We start from the raw sequence: 17,843 nt of genomic DNA, 5'->3' as shown, positions 1-17,843 counted from the left end.
AAGTGGTTGCACTTCCACAACGTATCATTCACAAAAATTTAATGCAAATCAAAGGAACACATATCAACTTAAGATTACTTGAACCAAGTGATTTAGCGTTTTTAGAAATGGTTGAAAACGATGTTTCACTTTGGGAATTGAGCAATACCGTTGCCCCTTTTAGTATTGAAGTTTTAAAAGAGTATATTTCAAACGCGCAACAAGATATTTTTGAGGCGCAGCAGTTACGACTGGTCATTACCACCAAAGAAAATAATGCATTAGGATTTATAGATTTGTTCGATTTTGAACCTTTGCATCACAGAGTGGGAGTAGGGATTTTGATTTACAATAAAGAGAATAGAGGGAAAGGGTACGCCAAGGAAAGTTTGAATTTGGTTTGTAAATATGCTTTTGAAAAACTAGAAGCACACCAAATATTTGCCAATATTACAGACGATAATCAAGCGAGTATAGCAATGTTTAAAAATGCCGGATTTGAAAAAACAGGAACAAAAATAGACTGGATAAAAACGAAGAATGGATTTAAGAATGAGTCGATATTTCAGTTATTTAAAATGATGAGTGCCCAGAATTAACGAAATACCAAATTAAAAACTATGTACTTTAAAAAAATACTTCTTGCCATTGCGCTCATTGGTCTCGTAGCGATGGCTGCATTTTCATACTATGTGTATATCAATATATTTGTGCCCAATACAGCGTTCAATAATGAAGAAGCACACGTATATATTGAAACAGGTGCCAATTTTAATGACGTAAAAGAAGAATTAGAACCCCTCATAGAAAACATGGAAACCTTTGAAACTGTTGCCAACCGCAAAGGATATTCAAATAATATAAAGGCGGGTCATTATATCATCAAAAAAGGGAGTAATAACAACGAGATTATTAATTCCATACGTACGGGAAATGTACCTATTTTAGTCAAGTTCAACAATCAAGAACGTTTGGAAGACCTCGCGGGTCATTTGTCAAACCAAATTGAGGCAGACAGCGTTTCGTTATATAAGGCATTTAGTGATGCTGCTTTTTTAAAGAAATCTGGTTTTAACAATAACACCGCACTTGGTATGTTTGTTCCAAATACGTACGAGGTTTACTGGAATACTTCGGCAGAGAATTTTAGAGATAAAATGCTTGCTGAGTATAATGCTTTTTGGACGCCACAGCGCAACGAAAAAGCTGAAAATCTAGGATTGACCAGAGATCAAATTATGGCACTTGCGGCCATAGTTCAAAAGGAAACGGCCAAAATAGAAGAACGCCCGCGGGTTGCTGGTGTGTATATCAACCGCATTAAAAAAGGAATGCCGTTGCAAGCAGACCCGACCGTAATTTATGCCAAAAAGAAGACCGAAAACAATTTTAACCAAATCATAAAGCGTGTTCTTTACAAAGACCTCGAAATAGATTCGCCTTACAATACCTATAAATATGCGGGTGTTCCTCCAGGACCCATTGCCATGCCGGATGTGACTTCGATTGATGGTGTTTTAAATTACGAAAATCACGACTATTATTATTTTGTCGCAGATGTAACAAATTTTGGTTACCATAAATTTGCTTCAACCTTAACACAGCACAATCGGAATAAAAGTGAATATGTGGCGTGGGTCAATAAAAATGGTATTAATAGATAGTTTAAAAAATTACAGCATAAATACCGAAGAATATTTTTTTAACACAAGCCGAAATGTTAATCGCATTTAAGATTCTTTTTCTTTATTGAAATAGCTTTATCAATAACTTTTTTAGAGTTCCTTGCGTGAAACATTGAAACTAAACAAATCGATGTGAATTTTTTTTCTTCGGAAATATGCGTCAATTGACCACCGAAACTGTCTTTTCAACGGTGGAATTCTAAACTAAAATTCCTGTCGACTTTATACTTTCCTTTATTCTACGAAACTCGAGAAGATTTCTTTGTGGGAATTTCCTTCTCTCTAGGTTTCGGTTAATTTGTTGATAACTATGTATATAACGAAATTTCCTATTTGAATAAGCTGTTTGATTTCTATTTAATTTCGTTTTAGAAAAATGATTTATAAATCCTGATTTTGGGTTAAGAAATATTTAACATGTTGAAAATCAAATTTATAAAAAATGTTGTATCTTTGCGCGCTGAAAAATAGTGTGAGAAATTTCTCGCCAAAATAATTTTCTATGAAAAAGAACATTCTTTTAAGTACAGTAATTATGCTAGCTACATTTTTTGTTATGTCTAGTTTTGGTACAAAAAAAGCTGTGAACTTAGCACATTATAAAATTGCTGATAACGCTTATTTCTACAATGTACCTACTGAAATTGAACAATCACTTTTCATTTCAGAAGAATTAAACCCTACGTTTTCTCTTTTTCTTGGTAAGACCTATGTAGGTTTTAAAGAGGCTCTTGGTTTTAAAGAATCTAGAGGAGATTATGGTACGATTAATCAATTTGGTTATTTAGGAAAATATCAATTTGCAAAATCGACTTTATCAATGATAGGGATTGATAATCCAACGGGTTTCATAAAAGACAGTAAATTGCAAGAAAAAGCTTTTGCTGCTCATACGTCAAGAAACAAGTGGATTTTGCGAAGAGACATTAAAAGGTTTAAAGGCAAATACATCAACGGCGTTAAAGTGACGGAATCTGGAATTCTTGCAGCAGCACACCTCGCTGGAGCAGGAAATGTTAAGAAATATCTTCGAAGCGGTGGTGCTTATAATTTTGAGGATGCCTTTGGTACGACCATTGGATATTATCTTAAAAAGTTTTCGGGCTACGATACATCGCACATTAAAGCTAATAAACAAGCAACGGTGATATAATTTTATTTTATTGCTGAATGATAAATAAGGTGGGTCTTTTATGAAGGTCCACCTTTATTCTTTTCCACTCTGTCGCGGTGGCGGTTCTTATGTATTCGGTGGGCAAAGTAATGTCGCACGCCACACAAATGCTAGTATTTCCTTGTAATGTGTTATGAAGACTTTCCAGCATTTGATTATTGCGATAAGGAGTTTCGATAAATAATTGCGACTGATTTTCTTGCTGACTTCTCTTTTCTAATCTTTTTATTTCGCTTTTCCTTTCGCCTTTATCGATTGGTAGATATCCGTTAAATGCAAAATTTTGACCATTGAAACCGCTTGCCATCATCGCCATTAAAATAGAAGATGGGCCAACCAACGGCACTACTTTAATCCCTTTTGTATGTGCATAAGCAACAACATTTGCTCCGGGGTCTGCAATGCCAGGGCAACCAGCGTCGCTAATAACACCAACATCGTGTCCTTCAAGACAAGGTTGAAGCATGTTTGGGATATCTTCAGAATTGGTAAACTTGTTGATTTCTTCAATCTTTAAACTATTTTGGTTCTTTTTTGAATCAACACTTTTAATAAATCGACGCGCGCTTTTTTCATGCTCTACAATGTAATATTCAATATGCTCCACTGCTTTTTTTACTAACAATGGTAGTACTTCAAATGGAGGAGTGTCACCCAATGTGCAGGGAATGAGGTAGAGGTTTCCTTTATCGCTTTTCATAGTTTGTTAATTAGAAATGGGAACTTCAATATAGGCAAAAAAATAATGTTGCTAATCGATTAGAACTGTAATCGATTGGCAACATTGTTCAATTTTTCTAAATTAAATATTCAAATTTAGTTCGTATGCTATTGGACAATCAATTTTTTGACTATCACATTTCCGCTTTGCGTTTTAATATTTAAAAAATAGATACCACTGGCAAAATCTTCAATTGATATTTCTTTTTGTGAAGTTTGTACCGTTTCAGAAAAAAGAACACTTCCCTTGATATCTGAAATTGTAATACGTTCCATAATATCATTCGAAACGTTAATAGTAACTTTATTGTTAGCTGGGTTAGGATATATTGAAACTGTAGCGGTTTCATTGTCATTTACTTCTAAAATCACTTCGCCTTTTACTTTACTGATGGATCCGTTGAGATTTACAATGTACAATTCTTTGTTTACATCCTCTCCAAATGCAACCCAAGTGCCTGAAAAATTACCCTGGTTTATGTAGGCATCATTACCATCAATAGTGGATATCATTCCGTCAATATCTGCAAATATATAAACGTTTTGAAGGTCTTGGTAAATAGATCCACGATAGACATAACCTCCTACAACAGAACCGCCAGCACTCCAATTGTAATCAAAAACAGGAAATGTTAACTCGTTCATGGGAGGGCAATTTGCTGTGTTAAAAGGAGAATTTCCTTCATAACATCTCCACCCATAATTAAGACCGGCTTCGGTTAAACTAGCTCTATTTACTTCTTCTTTAGCATTTTGGCCCACATCGCCAATCCAAATATTGTTCGTAGTAGCATCAATGGAGAATCTAAATGGATTTCTCAATCCTAGTGCCCATATTTCATCTCTAGAAGTTGTGCTGCCTATAAATGGATTGTCCGCAGGGATGCTATAATTATTCCCTCCGTTAGGATTGTCAATGTCAATTCTAAGCAGTTTGCCAAGAAGTAATCCTAGATTTTGTGCGTTATTGTCAGTATCGCCTCCACCTCCGCCATCTCCTAGAGCTATGTATAAAAATCCATCTTCTGGCCCAAAAGCTATGGACCCTCCATTGTGGTTAGAGGCAGGTTGAGCAACATTTAAAATTGGTAATCCAGAGTTTGGGTCTGCAACATCTGGATTTGAGCTGCTTACTGAATATCTGGATATTTGAGTGTCGCCAGCAGTATCTGAATAATGCACAAAGAAAAATCCGTTGGTTTCATAATCGGGATGAAAAGCAAGTCCCAATAACCCGCGTTCGCTGTTAGTGCTCACGAGTGATTGTATGTCCAAAAAAGGAGTTGCATTCGTATTTCCGTTAAGGTCAAGAATTTTGATAACTCCACCTTTTTCAACAACAAACAAACGGTCGTCTCCTGCATTTTGTAAGTCCAATGGAAAGGAAAAACCACCGGCAAAAGTTTCTAATGAAATTTCTTGAGCTTGAAGGCTTAAGTGAAAACTAAAACCGAAGAGTATAAAAATAAAGGGGATAAGTAATTTTTTCATAGTTGTAATTTTTTATGGAAGATAGTTAAAAAGGAAATACCAAAAAATTAAAGTCTACTCACAATTTTCTCACAAGCCTTATTTAGCATATCAAATACATCATCAAAACCGCTGTCTCCGCCATAATAAGGGTCTGGAACATCAACGTTTTCACCAGGAAACAATTCGTCAAGGATTCTTTGCACTTTGTTAATTTCATCTTGGGAGTTGGCGCGCTTTATAACATCTCGATAATTGCTATTATCCATTACAAAAATGTGGTCGTAGATTTCGAAATCATATTCTGAAAATTGTTTACCACGTTGGTCGGTAATGTCAATTCCGTTTTTTGCTGCTACGGCAATGCTTCGTGGGTCTGGCAAACTGCCCACGTGCCAACCGCCCGTTCCAGCTGAAGATACTTCAAATTTATCAAGGTCAATCATGCTTTTTAAGATGCCTTCTGCGAGTGGGGAACGGCAGATGTTGCCAAGGCACACCATTAGTATTTTTGTTTTCAATATTTTCGTTTTTAAAATTTCCGAAGTAAAATTAAAAATCCCACTCGAAAGCAGGATTTAAATATTATTAAATGGTTAACTTTTTCTGAAGGTCTTCCACGTATTTTCTAAACTGTTTATCAGTACTCGAAAGATTATCTACTGTTTTACAGGCATGTAATACCGTAGCGTGATCGCGCTGCCCAATTTGAGAGCCAATGGAGGCAAGGGATGCTTTTGTAAATTTCTTCGCAAAAAACATTGCAAGTTGTCTCGCTTGTACAATGTGACGCTTGCGGGTTTTTGATTGTAACGTTTCAACATCCATTTGAAAGTAATCGCTCACTACTTTTTGAATGTAGTCAATAGATACTTCTCGCTTGGTGTGTTTAACGTAATTATCAACAATCTTTTTGGCAAGGTCAATCGTGATTTCTTTCTTGTTGAATGAAGAATGCGCAATCAATGAAATGATAGCACCCTCTAGTTCACGAATGTTTGTCTTGATGTTATTCGCTAAAAACTCAACGATATCATCTGGCATTTCAACACCATCACGATATAATTTATTTTTTATAATCGCTACGCGGGTTTCATAATCTGGGTGGTTTAACTCAGCCGATAATCCCCATTTAAAACGAGATAAAAGTCGTTGTTCAATGTCAATCATATCAACGGGTGCCTTGTCGCTCGTAAGAATGACTTGACGTCCATTTTGATGTAAATGATTGAAGATATGGAAAAATACATCTTGCGTTCCAGCTTTCCCAGACAACAATTGAATATCATCCACAATCAACACATCAATCACTTGATAGAAATGTATAAAGTCGTTACGATTGTTTTTTTGAACAGACTCGCTATACTGTTGTACAAATTTCTCTGCGGAAATGTATAACACCGTTTTCTCCGGATACTTATCTTTAATATCAACACCAATGGCATGCGCCAAATGCGTTTTACCAAGACCTACACCGCCAAAAACTAAAAGTGGGTTAAAAGAGGTGCCTCCTGGCTTATTGGCCACTGCAATACCTGCAGAACGCGCCAAGCGGTTAGATTCTCCTTCAAGAAAACTTTCAAAATTATAATTGGGGTTAAGTTGTGATTCGATTTTTACATTTCGAATTCCTGGAATAACAAACGGGTTTTTAAGCTCTGGACTCTTGTTTTTAAGAGGGACATCAACATTTTGTGATGCTTGAGTATTACTTCTGTTTGAACTGGGAATTCTCTCGGTAAAGGGTTGTTTATTTCCGTAGGTGTTTTCCATACGAATAACATAAACCAATTTTGCAGTAGCGCCAAGTTCTTTGGTCAAGGCAACTTTTAATAGTTTAACATAATGCTCTTCAAGCCACTCATAAAAAAATTTGCTCGGTACTTGTATGCTTAATGCATTATCGGCAAGTTTTACTGCTTTAATGGGTTCAAACCAAGTTTTGTATGCCTGAGTGGTAATATTGTCCTCGATAAAAGCGAGGCAATTATTCCAAACGGTTGCAGCAGTATTACTCATAATTTTTGTTAGAATTGTATAGTTAATTGGTTGTTATCAGAAATGAAGAAAGTTGGAATTTTCTGCCGGATTTCTGATGATACAAATATGTGAACAAATAAGTGAAAAAAAAAGCCAAATCAGTATTGAATTTCCGGTTTTTTTTTCGCATACTTAAATGAAATAACACTTCCTTTAAAAGTAACCTTTTTTATTAAAAGATATTGTGAAAGAAACGTCGACAAAATTAAGAGTAAGATATAATGAAACCGATAAAATGGGTATTGTTTATCATGCCAACTACGCTCAATATTTTGAACAGGGAAGAACCGAATGGTTAAGGAATATAGGCTTTTCTTATAGATGGATGGAAGAGAGCGGAGTACATTTGCCAGTAATCAACTTGAACATAAATTACAAGCAACCTGCATATTATGATGATGAAATAACCATCGTGACAAAAATAAAGAAAATTCCTACGTACAGAATTGAATTTCACTACGAAATTTTCAATCAAAATGACCTGCTTTTGGTCACGGGAGAGACAACACTTGTGTTTGTAAATTCGGTAACGAATAAGCTTATGAAAGCACCCCAATATCTGTTGGATAAAATAGCTTAAAAGTTGAACAAAACGTAATTTTTTTCGTTATTCATTTTTTGGTTTTTTGATTTCTACTTTATACGTATTCTCAAAAATTTCAAAAATGCGTTGCGCTTCTTTTTTTCTTACTGAAATTTCAATTTCACAAGACAATTCCATTTTTTGATGTTCAATCTTGAGATTTTCATCTTTGATAATCCGCATGACGGTATTCATTTCGGGATATTCAAATTTCAGAATAAATTGTTCGTTGATGGTCATTTTTTTAATTTTTGAAGCCTCTAATGCTAATTGAGCACTTGTTTTATAGGCTTGTATCAAACCGCCAACGCCTAATTTTGTGCCACCAAAATACCGCACCGAAACAACTAAAATATTTGTCACATCATAAGCCTGCAATTGTCCGTAAATTGGCATTCCGGCGCTATTATTGGGTTCGCCGTCATCATTTGCTCTATAGTGTTCATATTCTTGTCCCAGTTGCCACGCGTAGCAAAAATGTCTTGCTGTGTGGTGCTTTTTCTTTAAGTCTTCCAGCGCATCTCTTATTTCATCCTCAGTTGTTACGGGAAATGCATATCCATAAAACTTACTTCCTTTCTCCTTAAAGAGCGTCTCTTTGCCAGCTTTTAAAATGGTATGGTAGGTATCTCGTGTTTCACTCATAAAAATTGTCCTAAGGCTACTAAAAAGATACTGATGATGGCAAGAATAATCCCGGCCCAATTTTTAGGGAGTAATTTTTCACCGAAAAGTAAAATCCCAACCAGTGTTGAAAGCATTACAATCCCCACATTGTTTATGGTAAAAATGCCAGAACTGTCAAATAAACCGGAACGTAACGCTTTGACCAAAAAGTAGATAGAAAAGTAATTGGGTATTCCTAAAACAATCCCACCAAGTATGTTTTTAAATTGAAATTTTGCACCTCCAACAATTCCTTTAATGCTAATAACTGTAATACCAATGATTGCAGCTGCTGCAAAAATAGTTGAAGAAAAAATGGATATATCTCCATCGGCCACAAAACTATCTTCTAGATATTTTATACTTGTATCTATGATTCCGCTTCCCAAAAAAACCAAAATGGGAAAAATTAAATTTTTTCTTTTTACGACAAGTCCGTCGCTATTTTTAATCGAAGCAAGATAAACAGCAACCAGCGCGAGGATCATTCCTATACCTTTATATATACCCAAGGATTCTCTGTAGTAAATCAAACCAAAAAGTATGGGAATCACCAAGCTCATCTTTGTTGCCACCGAAACCACAGAAAGTCCACTCCGTTGGGTTGTCACTGCCATCAAATTAAATACAATAATAAAAAGTGCACCAAGACCCAATGTGTAATAAAACCAGTCATAGTTTGGGATTTCGGTAATCGGAATTGCTTTTCCGTAAGCGACAATTCCGCAAGTACATGCGACTATATAATTGACTACGATTGCGTGTAACGTGTTAATTTTAAAACGCGCAAAAAGTTTGAATATCACAAAAATCAAAGTCGATGCGAGGATGCTTAAAGCTAAATATATCATAGACTGTGATTTTTAAAATGTATCAATTCATCATTTTTAATATTCATTTTCTCAATAACCTTTCCTTGTAATATGGGTGCAGGAGTTCCATTTTTAAAGATGCTTTTTCCTTTAAAAACAAATGCTTCATCCCAGAGATTGACATCAATAAAAGATTGAATCGTTCTCATGCCGCCTTCGATAATCACACTTTGAATTTCATGTTTGTAAAGAATAGTGCAAATTTGACTAGGAATATCTTCTGAAATTTTAATAGGTTCGTACAATAGATGTCCATCATGCTTTTTAGGCTTTTCGCAGAGTACGATGGTTTTTATAGTTCCATCATAAATTGAAGCCGTTTCTGGAATTTTTAATTCGGTGTCTATGACCACTCGCACAGGAGAGTACCCTTTCCAATCGCGTGCTGTCAAACTTGGATTGTCTTCTAAAACGGTTGTGGTGCCCACTAAAATGGATTGCTCCTCTGTACGCATTTTGTGGGTTAATTGTCTCGACAGCTCATTTGTAATCCAAACAGGTGCTTGCTCTTTTCGCGAAACTGGTGCTATAAAACCATCTGCCGTTTCCGCCCATTTTAAAATAATAAAAGGTCTTTTTTTATTCTGAAATGTGAAAAACCGTTTATTAAGTTCATCACATTCGGTTTCTAGAATCCCTATAATTACTTCGCAACCTGCTTCGATTAATTTTTTAATGCCACGACCGGCAACTTTCGGATTTGGATCCGTACTTCCAATGACCACTTTTTTAATCCCTTTGGCAATGATTAAATCGGCGCAAGGTGGCGTTTTTCCAAAATGGCTACAAGGCTCCAAACTCACATATATGGTGGCTTCACTAAAAATGTTTTCGAGACTGCTCTTTTCCGAAGTCAACCTCATTTCAGCATTCTTTATAGCATGTACCTCGGCATGAGGACTCCCGGCTTTATAGTGCCAGCCCTCGCCAATGATGACATTGTTGTGAACAATCACGCTTCCAACTAACGGGTTGGGGTACGTTGTTCCCAATCCATTTTTAGCAAGTTGGATGCAACGGGACATGTATTTTTCGTGTATTTTCACAGTTCAAAAATACAATGATTTAGGCTTATGGCAGATGCTATCATACGACCAATTCAAAAAAAAGATAATCCCCACATAGCAAAGGTGATACGCAAGGTGCTCGTGGATTTAGGGGTGCCCAAAGTGGGAACTGCGTATTCAGATGCTGCCTTAGATTGCATGTTTGAAACCTATAAAAAGGAGCGCGCGGCCTATTTTGTCGTGGAAGAAGCGGGTAAAATTATTGGCGGGGCAGGCGTGGCGCAACTCGATAATTATGACGGGAATGTTTGCGAACTTCAAAAAATGTATTATCTCGAAGAAGCGCGTGGCAGAGGCATTGGAACGAAAATGATGAGGCTATGTTTACAAACAGCAAAGGATCTTGGTTTTGAAAAATGCTATCTCGAAACGATGACGTATATGGAAGCCGCACAAAAATTATACAAACGCAGCGGCTTTGAATATCTTGATGGGCCATTGGGGGATACAGGTCATTTTTCGTGCCCCGTCCAAATGCTTCGAAATCTTTAAAATGAAATTACAAGAACTTCAAATACATTTTAAAAAAAACCTCGCGGGACAATATCCCGATGAAGAAATACAGAGTTTTTTCTCTTGGCTTTCTTCGGAAATTTTAAACTATTCACGCTTTGAGGTTTCATTGAAAAAAATGGAAGTTATTCCAGAAGAAAAGCTGCTTGCTTTTGAAGATGCACTTTTGAAGTTAAAAGAAAACACGCCCATACAATATATAATAGGACACACCGAATTTTACGGGCTACCTTTTAAAGTGAATAAACACACCCTCATCCCAAGACCGGAAACCGAAGAACTCGTCGAGTGGATTCTTACTTCTGAAATTTCTACAAATCCAACTTCAATCGAAATTTTAGATATCGGAACTGGCTCAGGCTGTATTGCAATTTCATTGGCGAAGAATTTAGAATTTGGAAAGGTTTCGGCAATTGATATTTCAGAAGAAGCACTGAAAATTGCGGAATCTAATTCTGTTTTAAATAAGGTCAAAGTAGATTTTATGCAAATGGATATTCTTAAAACTGGCTCATTTCCGCAGAGATATGATGTGATTGTTTCCAATCCGCCGTATGTGCGAAATTTAGAAAAAGAAATGATGCAGGACAATGTGCTGCGTTACGAACCCGAGGGTGCATTATTCGTGACCAACGAAGACCCGCTCGTTTTTTACCGTGTTATCGCTAGCTTGGCAAAAACACATTTGACCGAAAATGGTCAACTTTATTTTGAGATAAATGAGTATCTTGGAAAAGAGACGCGGAAGATGATTGAAAATGAGGGTTTTGAGAGCGTTGAAATTAAAAAAGATATATTTGGCAAAGACCGCATGTTGCGATGTTCCATTAAAAATTAAGGTTATGAATGATTTAAAAAATATCTGTGTTTTCTGCGGAAGTAGTGATGGGAATGACACCCAAATCACAAAAGTTGCCGCCCAATTGGGGAAATCATTTGCCGAGCAAAATATCGCGTTGGTGTACGGTGCGGCAAAGATAGGAGTGATGGGCACAATCGCTCAAAATTGTTTGGATGCTAACGGAAAAGTAATTGGTATCATCCCAGAATTTTTAAAATTAAAAGAAGTCGTCCATCTTGGGTTGACCGAGTTGCATACCACTCAAAATATGCACGAAAGAAAAATGATGATGCAGGAAATGAGTGATGGGTTTATCACATTGCCCGGCGGCTTTGGAACACTTGAAGAATTATTTGAGGTCATTACGTGGGGGCAATTGGGATTACATTCAAAGCCCATTGGTCTGCTCAATATCAATGGTTTTTATGAAGATATGATTAGACTTTTAGAAACGATGGTCAAGCGCGGATTTCTAAGTATGACTAATTATGAGCTGTTACAAGTCGATGATGATGTGGATAGATTACTCCAAAAAATGCGCAACTTCAAAGCACCCGAAGTTCCACAATGGTTAAAGCCAGATAGGACTTAAAACGGTATTCTTCATTAACACTTGTTAATAAAAATGCAATGAAATGGCACGGGACTAAAATCCTTGTACCATTTTGTTATTTATCTTTGTTTTTATGAGTAAAACTGCAAATACTGTTTGGAATAGTTGCTTAGAGTTTATCAAAGAGAACATTTCTTCTCAAGCCTACAATACATGGTTTGAGCCCATTAAAGCGGTAAAAATCCATGAAAAAACTTTAACTATTCAGGTACCAAGTAAATTTTTTTATGAATGGATTGAGGAGCATTACTCGAAATTATTAAAAGTTGCATTAACCAAAGAACTTGGTGATGAAGGAAAATTGGTATATGTTATTCGTATGGAAAATACCTATGGAAATAAGCAACCATTTACAGAACGAATACCAAGTTCTAATAGAACGAATGTAGGGTTATCTCAAAACACACAAACTCCAATTGAGAATAAGTCTCTAGATTTAAAAAACCCTTTTATTATTGCTGGAATCCGTAACCTGAAAATAGAATCACAACTTAATCCCAATTATAACTTTGAGAGTTTTCTTGAAGGAGAATCTAACCGCTTGGCCCGTTCTGCAGGTATTGCGGTGTCAAATAAGCCAGGAGGAACTTCTTTCAATCCGTTATTTGTATTCGGTGGCGTTGGATTAGGTAAGACACATTTAGCCCATGCGATTGGTGTAAATATTAAAGATAAATATCCGGAGAAAACGGTGTTATACATTTCCGCAGAGAAATTTGTTCAACAATATAGCGAGTCTGTTCAAAAGAACAATCGTAACGACTTTATACATTTCTATCAAGTGATTGACGTGTTGATTATGGATGATATTCAATTGTTGTCTGGAAAAGCGGGAACGCAAGATGTATTTTTCCATATTTTCAACCATTTACATCAAAATGGCCGTCAAATTATCATAACTAGTGATAAGTCGCCAGTTGATATGATTGATATAGAGCAACGACTTTTATCACGCTTTAAATGGGGGTTGTCTGCTGAATTAAATCATCCAGATTATGAAACCCGCGTAGCGATTATAAAAAATAAATTATATCGTGATGGTGTTGAAGTGCCAGATGATATCGTTGAGTTTTTAGCGAATAACATCAAGACAAATATTCGTGAATTAGAAGGTGCCATTATTTCATTGATTGCTCATTCATCGTTCAACAAAAGAGAAATTACTATAAATTTAGCAAAAAAAGTAATAGATAATTATGTAAAAAATTCTGAAAGAATATTTCATGATTCAATTAAAATGCCCAAGATTTTGAGGAATGCATTTTTAAAATATCTAATTAGTTTTGATGACTACGTGAAAGAAACTAAAGGGCCGTCTATCGATTTTAGAATCATCAAAACTCAAGAAGGTATCGATTTCGAAATGACTCTTTATGGTGATTCCGATATTGAAAGTATAAAGGGATATCTTGATGAATATATTGACTTAGCTAAGCATGATGAAATCAATTTGAAAGATAAAATTGTCATTAAAGAATTGAAGAAAGAAATTGCTTTTTTAGAAGTTAAATACAATGCTCAGGTTAGCCAATTCAGAACTGACCTAGAAATTGCTGACTTTAAAAATTCATATTTAGAGGATGTAAATAGAGAATTGAGAACCTTGTTTTTATCCCCGTATATGGTTCCAATAAATATAAGTTTAACTCAAAATCAGGAGCAACATCAAGAACAGGAAATAGAAGTTCTATTCGCTTTCGAGGAAAAAGAAATTTGTGACATTCAAGATGCTTTTGATGACATAAAAAAAAGTATTACAGACATAGACCTACGTAGAGAGGCTGAGATAATACAAAATGAGTTAGATACTTTTTCGGAGGAGAATATTGAAGAGGCAAAAAATGGGAAATTTAAAAACAAATTTAGACGTTTTTTTTCAAGTCTTAAAAGAGGCTTTGAACGTATGAAATGGACTAATGAGGCCCTAGAGAGTTTTGTTAAGGGTAAAGATACATTGCTCAAGTTTGCAGAATATATAGGAGTGGATATTAAAGAGGTCATTGAGTTAATAATAAAATCTTTATCATAGATCAAGTATGACTACGGAAGAAAAAATAAAGACACTTCGCAATGAACTTCGCGAACATAATTACAACTATTATGTGCTCGATAATCCCACCATCGAGGATTATGATTTTGATATAAAATTAAAGGAACTACAGGCGCTCGAAACAGCACACCCGGAATTTTATGATGCCAATTCTCCCACCTTGCGCGTAGGCGGTGAAGTGACAAAGAATTTTGATACTATAAAGCACGAATACCGCATGTATTCTTTGGATAACAGCTATTCAAAAGAAGACCTCGAAGACTGGGAAAATAGAATCAAAAAACAAGTGGATGGTGTTGTAGAATTTGCTTGTGAACTCAAATACGACGGGGCGTCGATGAGTTTGACTTATGAAGAAGGAACGTTAGTAAAAGCCGTTACGCGCGGTGACGGTTTTCAAGGAGATAATGTTACGACCAATATAAAAACAATCAAATCTGTCCCCTTAAAATTAAAAGGAGATTTTCCTCCGAAATTTGAAATACGTGGCGAAATCGTACTACCATTTGACGGATTTATAAAAATGAACGAGGAGCGAGAAGCCGCTGGAGAAGAACCCTACAGAAACCCCCGAAACACAGCTTCCGGAAGTTTAAAATTACAGGATAGTAGTGAGGTGGCTCGACGACCTTTAGAATGTTTGATGTATAGTTTGGTTGGTGAAAAATTACCGGTAAAAACCCAAATGGAAGGCCTTAAAAAAGCAACCGAATGGGGTTTTAAAGTCCCACCAATTGCTAAACTTGCCAGAAGCGTTGATGAGGTTCTAAAATTTGTAAATTATTGGGATATCCATCGTCACGAATTGCCTTATGAAACTGACGGCGTCGTTGTTAAAGTAAACAATTTACAGCAACAAGAGGAACTCGGTTATACAGCAAAATCGCCGCGTTGGGCGATGGCTTATAAGTTTAAGGCGGAGCAAGTGAGTACCGTTTTAAATGAAATAACCTATCAAGTGGGGCGTACGGGAGCCATTACACCCGTTGCCAATTTAGAACCCGTTGAGCTGGCCGGTACCACCGTAAAACGTGCTTCATTATACAATGCAGACCAAATTGAGAAATTGGACATCCGCGAAGGAGATACCGTATATGTTGAAAAAGGAGGGGAGATTATTCCTAAAATTATTGGTGTAGAATTTGAAGAGCGTCCTGCAAATTCTACACCTACAAAATACATTGAACAGTGTCCCGAATGTGCGACTGCATTGGTGAGAACAGAAGGCGATGCCAAGCATTATTGCCCGAATGAAGAGGGATGTCCACCGCAGATTATTGGTCGCATTCAGCATTTTATTTCAAGAAAAGCGATGGATATTGAAGGCCTTGGTGGGGAAACAGTTGCTTTGTTAGTGGAGAATAATTTAATTTCAAATTATGCGGATTTATACGATTTAAAAGTAGAGCAGCTTTTGCCTTTAGAACGAATGGCGCAAAAAAGTGCCGAGAACTTAGTTGCGGGAGTTGCTGCTTCAAAAGAAGTGCCTTTTGAGCGTGTTCTTTTTGCTTTGGGAATTCGCTTTGTGGGAGAAACTGTGGCAAAAAAATTGGCCAAACACTTTAAAAGTATTGACGTATTGATGGCTGCGACTGAGGAACAACTTATCGCCGTAGATGAAATAGGGGAGCGCATTGCGCAAAGTGTGGTTGCTTTTTTTACTTCGGAAAAGAGCTCCGATTTATTTACCGAAGCTTCCAAAACAGGAGAAATTAATAGAAAAATTGTCGAAAGATTAAGAAATGCCGGCGTTCAATTACAAATTAGCGAAGCCGAATTGGCAAATCAAACAGATACTTTGGGCGGTAATATTTTTGTGGTTTCAGGTGTATTTGCAAAAGTTTCCCGTACAGAATTAAAAAAGTTGATTGAAGATAATGGCGGTAAGGTTTCCGGGAGTATTTCTGGGAAGACAAATTATGTAGTTGCTGGTGAAAATATGGGGCCAAGCAAATTGGCAAAAGCCGAAACGTTAGGAATTTCAATCATTAGTGAAGATGAATTTTTAACAATGGTGGGGCTGTAGAAATGTGTTTTATAAAATTTCAGAAATTCCCTCAAGAAAAATCTTAATTTTGTAAACCATTTAATCCAGCGAATGTTCAAAAATCTACGCCTTAAAAATTTAAAAAAGCAAATTGACAAGCCAGTCTTAAGTAGAGATGCTTCAGAACGTAACGGAAAAATTAAAACGTTGGCTTTTTTATACAATGGCGATAGAGTAAAGGATGTTTCTGAAATGAAAAAGATTGGAAGTGCGCTTAAAATTTCCGAAGAAAACATTACTTATTTATCTTTTGTAACGTTTGATAAAAAAAATTCGTCATTGACGCGTGAACAATTCACGAATAAAGATTTTACGTGGCGGGGAGAATTAAAACGAAAGGAAGTCAAAGATTTTGTAAATTCGAGTTTTGACGCATTGATTTGTTTTCAAAATGGGAGTCATGAATTTATAGATGTTGTAGCAGCAAAAAGTAGTGCGAAATTTAAAATAGGACTTACAAATAGTGATGAGCGCGTTTATGATTTGATGGTTTCTGTGGAAACAAAAGATGGTGACAAAGTCGCTCAAGAAATTAAAAAGTACCTTAAAATTTTAGGGAAATTAAGTTGAATTAAAAACCGCGATTGCGGATAGTAATATGAAAGAATTAATAGGGACAGGAGTTGCATTGATTACCCCATTTACTTCAAATTTTGAAGTGGATGTTGAAGGATTAAAGCGAGTGGTTCAGTATCAAATAGACAACGGTATAGAGTATCTTGTGGTGCTGGGCACTACGGGAGAAAGCGTTACGTTAAGCAAGCAAGAAAAGCAACTCGTTATTGACACGGTTGTTGAAACCAATGCTGGAAAATTACCTTTGGTTTTGGGAATTGGCGGCAACAATACTGCGGCCGTTTTAGAAGAGTTTAAAAGTACAAATTTAGATGCTTTTGCTGCTGTTCTTTCGGTTTCTCCAATGTATAATAAGCCAACGCAGGAAGGGATTTATCAGCATTTTGCGGCAATCGCGAACTCATCTTCAAAGCCTATTATTTTATATAATGTTCCAGGAAGAACTTCAAGCAATATGGAGCCGCGCACGGTAGCTAGATTGGCAAACGATTTTGATAATATTATTGCCATAAAAGAAGCGAAAGGCGACTTGGTACAAGCGATGGAAATGATACATCAAACACCCGATGATTTTCTGGTTATTAGTGGAGACGATATGATTGCTTTGCCCATGGTTCTTGCGGGAGGTGCGGGAGTGATTTCGGTGATTGGGGAAGGTTTTCCAGAGCAGTTTTCAAACATGATTCGTTTAGGGTTACAACGTGATGTGGATGCTGCCTATAAAATACATTATGACATGGCGCCATGCATCAACTATATTTTTGCGGAGGGTAATCCTGCTGGGATTAAAAGTGTTTTTAAGTCAAAAGACATTTGTGGAGACACTGTAAGGCTCCCGTTAGTGGGGGTTGGCGAGCAATTGAGGAAAGATATTGAGGCCTTTGTTCTCTCTCAATCTTAATACTGAAATTTTAAACAAAAGCTATCTTGATTTTTATGTTGTATTT

At 36.4% G+C, this 17,843-nt stretch carries 18 protein-coding genes; 11 read left to right on the top strand and 7 right to left on the bottom strand.

Annotation, left to right across the window (positions count from 1 at the left end):
- The first annotated feature begins 41 nt into the window (after positions 1-41).
- The 3 genes from ACSHW7_RS08560 (at position 42) to ACSHW7_RS08550 (ending at position 2,817) form a co-directional block, all read left to right on the top strand.
- Positions 42-578: a GNAT family N-acetyltransferase gene (locus ACSHW7_RS08560; RefSeq protein ID WP_435678926.1), complete on the top strand. Its 537-nt coding sequence runs from the start codon at positions 42-44 to the stop codon at positions 576-578.
- A 21-nt stretch (positions 579-599) separates the two neighbouring features.
- Positions 600-1,643: an endolytic transglycosylase MltG gene (mltG, locus tag ACSHW7_RS08555; protein ID WP_435678925.1), complete on the top strand. Its 1,044-nt coding sequence runs from the start codon at positions 600-602 to the stop codon at positions 1,641-1,643.
- A gap of 523 nt (positions 1,644-2,166) precedes the next feature.
- Positions 2,167-2,817 (top strand): peptidoglycan-binding protein LysM, encoded by a 651-nt coding sequence (locus ACSHW7_RS08550; RefSeq protein WP_435678924.1) that lies wholly within the window; start codon positions 2,167-2,169, stop codon positions 2,815-2,817.
- A 7-nt stretch (positions 2,818-2,824) separates the two neighbouring features.
- On the opposite strand, the gene ACSHW7_RS08545 is transcribed toward ACSHW7_RS08550, so the two are convergent.
- The 4 genes from ACSHW7_RS08545 to dnaA (ACSHW7_RS08530) all read right to left on the bottom strand — a co-directional run bounded on the left by ACSHW7_RS08545 (position 2,825) and on the right by dnaA (ACSHW7_RS08530) (position 7,047).
- Positions 2,825-3,538 (bottom strand): SAM-dependent methyltransferase, encoded by a 714-nt coding sequence (locus ACSHW7_RS08545; protein WP_435678923.1) that lies wholly within the window; start codon positions 3,536-3,538, stop codon positions 2,825-2,827.
- Between the two features lie 128 nt (positions 3,539-3,666).
- A complete protein-coding gene (locus ACSHW7_RS08540; protein WP_435678922.1) occupies positions 3,667-5,049 on the bottom strand; it encodes a PQQ-dependent sugar dehydrogenase in 1,383 nt (460 codons plus the stop codon).
- Between the two features lie 47 nt (positions 5,050-5,096).
- Positions 5,097-5,549: a low molecular weight protein-tyrosine-phosphatase gene (locus ACSHW7_RS08535; protein ID WP_435678921.1), complete on the bottom strand. Its 453-nt coding sequence runs from the start codon at positions 5,547-5,549 to the stop codon at positions 5,097-5,099.
- Between the two features lie 67 nt (positions 5,550-5,616).
- Complete coding sequence (dnaA, locus tag ACSHW7_RS08530) at positions 5,617-7,047, bottom strand: chromosomal replication initiator protein DnaA (RefSeq protein WP_435678920.1); 1,431 nt, start codon at positions 7,045-7,047, stop codon at positions 5,617-5,619.
- A 205-nt stretch (positions 7,048-7,252) separates the two neighbouring features.
- On the opposite strand from dnaA (ACSHW7_RS08530), the gene ACSHW7_RS08525 reads away from it, so the two are divergent.
- Entirely contained in the window at positions 7,253-7,648 is a 396-nt protein-coding gene (locus ACSHW7_RS08525) for an acyl-CoA thioesterase (protein ID WP_435678919.1), read from the top strand.
- A 27-nt stretch (positions 7,649-7,675) separates the two neighbouring features.
- Here the strand turns inward: ACSHW7_RS08525 and ACSHW7_RS08520 are convergent, their stop codons facing one another.
- The 3 genes from ACSHW7_RS08520 to ribD are packed head-to-tail and all read right to left on the bottom strand — an operon-like array spanning position 7,676 to position 10,235.
- Positions 7,676-8,296: an IMPACT family protein gene (locus ACSHW7_RS08520; RefSeq protein ID WP_435678918.1), complete on the bottom strand. Its 621-nt coding sequence runs from the start codon at positions 8,294-8,296 to the stop codon at positions 7,676-7,678.
- Positions 8,293-9,168 (bottom strand): EamA/RhaT family transporter, encoded by an 876-nt coding sequence (locus tag ACSHW7_RS08515; RefSeq protein ID WP_435678917.1) that lies wholly within the window; start codon positions 9,166-9,168, stop codon positions 8,293-8,295. Before ACSHW7_RS08515 ends, ACSHW7_RS08520 begins: the two co-directional genes overlap by 4 nt.
- A complete protein-coding gene (gene ribD / locus ACSHW7_RS08510) occupies positions 9,165-10,235 on the bottom strand; it encodes a bifunctional diaminohydroxyphosphoribosylaminopyrimidine deaminase/5-amino-6-(5-phosphoribosylamino)uracil reductase RibD (protein ID WP_435678916.1) in 1,071 nt (356 codons plus the stop codon). The genes ACSHW7_RS08515 and ribD overlap by 4 nt, the downstream gene beginning before the upstream one ends.
- A 27-nt stretch (positions 10,236-10,262) precedes the next feature.
- Between ribD and ACSHW7_RS08505 the strand changes: the two genes are divergently transcribed.
- The 7 genes from ACSHW7_RS08505 to dapA all read left to right on the top strand — a co-directional run bounded on the left by ACSHW7_RS08505 (position 10,263) and on the right by dapA (position 17,797).
- Complete coding sequence (locus ACSHW7_RS08505) at positions 10,263-10,748, top strand: GNAT family N-acetyltransferase (protein ID WP_435678915.1); 486 nt, start codon at positions 10,263-10,265, stop codon at positions 10,746-10,748.
- 1 nt (position 10,749) lies between these two features.
- A complete protein-coding gene (gene prmC / locus ACSHW7_RS08500; protein WP_435678914.1) occupies positions 10,750-11,607 on the top strand; it encodes a peptide chain release factor N(5)-glutamine methyltransferase in 858 nt (285 codons plus the stop codon).
- Positions 11,608-11,611: 4 nt separating this feature from the next.
- Positions 11,612-12,202 carry a TIGR00730 family Rossman fold protein gene (locus tag ACSHW7_RS08495; RefSeq protein WP_435678913.1) on the top strand — a complete coding sequence of 197 codons (591 nt, stop codon included), beginning with the start codon at positions 11,612-11,614 and terminating at the stop codon, positions 12,200-12,202.
- A 94-nt stretch (positions 12,203-12,296) separates the two neighbouring features.
- Entirely contained in the window at positions 12,297-14,252 is a 1,956-nt protein-coding gene (gene dnaA, locus ACSHW7_RS08490; RefSeq protein ID WP_435678912.1) for a chromosomal replication initiator protein DnaA, read from the top strand.
- 7 nt (positions 14,253-14,259) lie between these two features.
- On the top strand, positions 14,260-16,299 hold the full coding sequence (gene ligA, locus ACSHW7_RS08485; RefSeq protein WP_435678911.1) for an NAD-dependent DNA ligase LigA: 2,040 nt from the start codon (positions 14,260-14,262) through the stop codon (positions 16,297-16,299).
- 72 nt (positions 16,300-16,371) lie between these two features.
- Positions 16,372-16,890 (top strand): DUF6913 domain-containing protein, encoded by a 519-nt coding sequence (locus ACSHW7_RS08480; protein ID WP_435678910.1) that lies wholly within the window; start codon positions 16,372-16,374, stop codon positions 16,888-16,890.
- Between the two features lie 28 nt (positions 16,891-16,918).
- Complete coding sequence (dapA, locus tag ACSHW7_RS08475) at positions 16,919-17,797, top strand: 4-hydroxy-tetrahydrodipicolinate synthase (RefSeq protein WP_435678909.1); 879 nt, start codon at positions 16,919-16,921, stop codon at positions 17,795-17,797.
- Positions 17,798-17,843 lie beyond the last annotated feature (46 nt).

Source organism: Patiriisocius sp. (genome assembly GCF_051252435.1).
In the GTDB taxonomy this organism is placed as follows: Bacteria; Bacteroidota; Bacteroidia; order Flavobacteriales; family Flavobacteriaceae; genus Patiriisocius.
This window is presented reverse-complemented; position numbering and strand designations above follow the sequence as displayed.

Bases quoted from the DNA above. Each gene is read 5' to 3' on its own strand.
- ACSHW7_RS08560 (WP_435678926.1), top strand. From the start codon at position 42: ATGCAAATCAAAGGAACACATATCAACTTAAGATTACTTGAACCAAGT.
- mltG (WP_435678925.1), top strand. From the start codon at position 600: ATGTACTTTAAAAAAATACTTCTTGCCATTGCGCTCATTGGTCTCGTA.
- ACSHW7_RS08550 (WP_435678924.1), top strand. From the start codon at position 2,167: ATGAAAAAGAACATTCTTTTAAGTACAGTAATTATGCTAGCTACATTT.
- ACSHW7_RS08545 (WP_435678923.1), bottom strand. From the start codon at position 3,538: ATGAAAAGCGATAAAGGAAACCTCTACCTCATTCCCTGCACATTGGGT.
- ACSHW7_RS08540 (WP_435678922.1), bottom strand. From the start codon at position 5,049: ATGAAAAAATTACTTATCCCCTTTATTTTTATACTCTTCGGTTTTAGT.
- dnaA (WP_435678920.1), bottom strand. From the start codon at position 7,047: ATGAGTAATACTGCTGCAACCGTTTGGAATAATTGCCTCGCTTTTATC.
- ACSHW7_RS08520 (WP_435678918.1), bottom strand. From the start codon at position 8,296: ATGAGTGAAACACGAGATACCTACCATACCATTTTAAAAGCTGGCAAA.
- ACSHW7_RS08515 (WP_435678917.1), bottom strand. From the start codon at position 9,168: ATGATATATTTAGCTTTAAGCATCCTCGCATCGACTTTGATTTTTGTG.
- ACSHW7_RS08505 (WP_435678915.1), top strand. From the start codon at position 10,263: ATGGCAGATGCTATCATACGACCAATTCAAAAAAAAGATAATCCCCAC.
- prmC (WP_435678914.1), top strand. From the start codon at position 10,750: ATGAAATTACAAGAACTTCAAATACATTTTAAAAAAAACCTCGCGGGA.
- ACSHW7_RS08495 (WP_435678913.1), top strand. From the start codon at position 11,612: ATGAATGATTTAAAAAATATCTGTGTTTTCTGCGGAAGTAGTGATGGG.
- dnaA (WP_435678912.1), top strand. From the start codon at position 12,297: ATGAGTAAAACTGCAAATACTGTTTGGAATAGTTGCTTAGAGTTTATC.
- ligA (WP_435678911.1), top strand. From the start codon at position 14,260: ATGACTACGGAAGAAAAAATAAAGACACTTCGCAATGAACTTCGCGAA.
- ACSHW7_RS08480 (WP_435678910.1), top strand. From the start codon at position 16,372: ATGTTCAAAAATCTACGCCTTAAAAATTTAAAAAAGCAAATTGACAAG.
- dapA (WP_435678909.1), top strand. From the start codon at position 16,919: ATGAAAGAATTAATAGGGACAGGAGTTGCATTGATTACCCCATTTACT.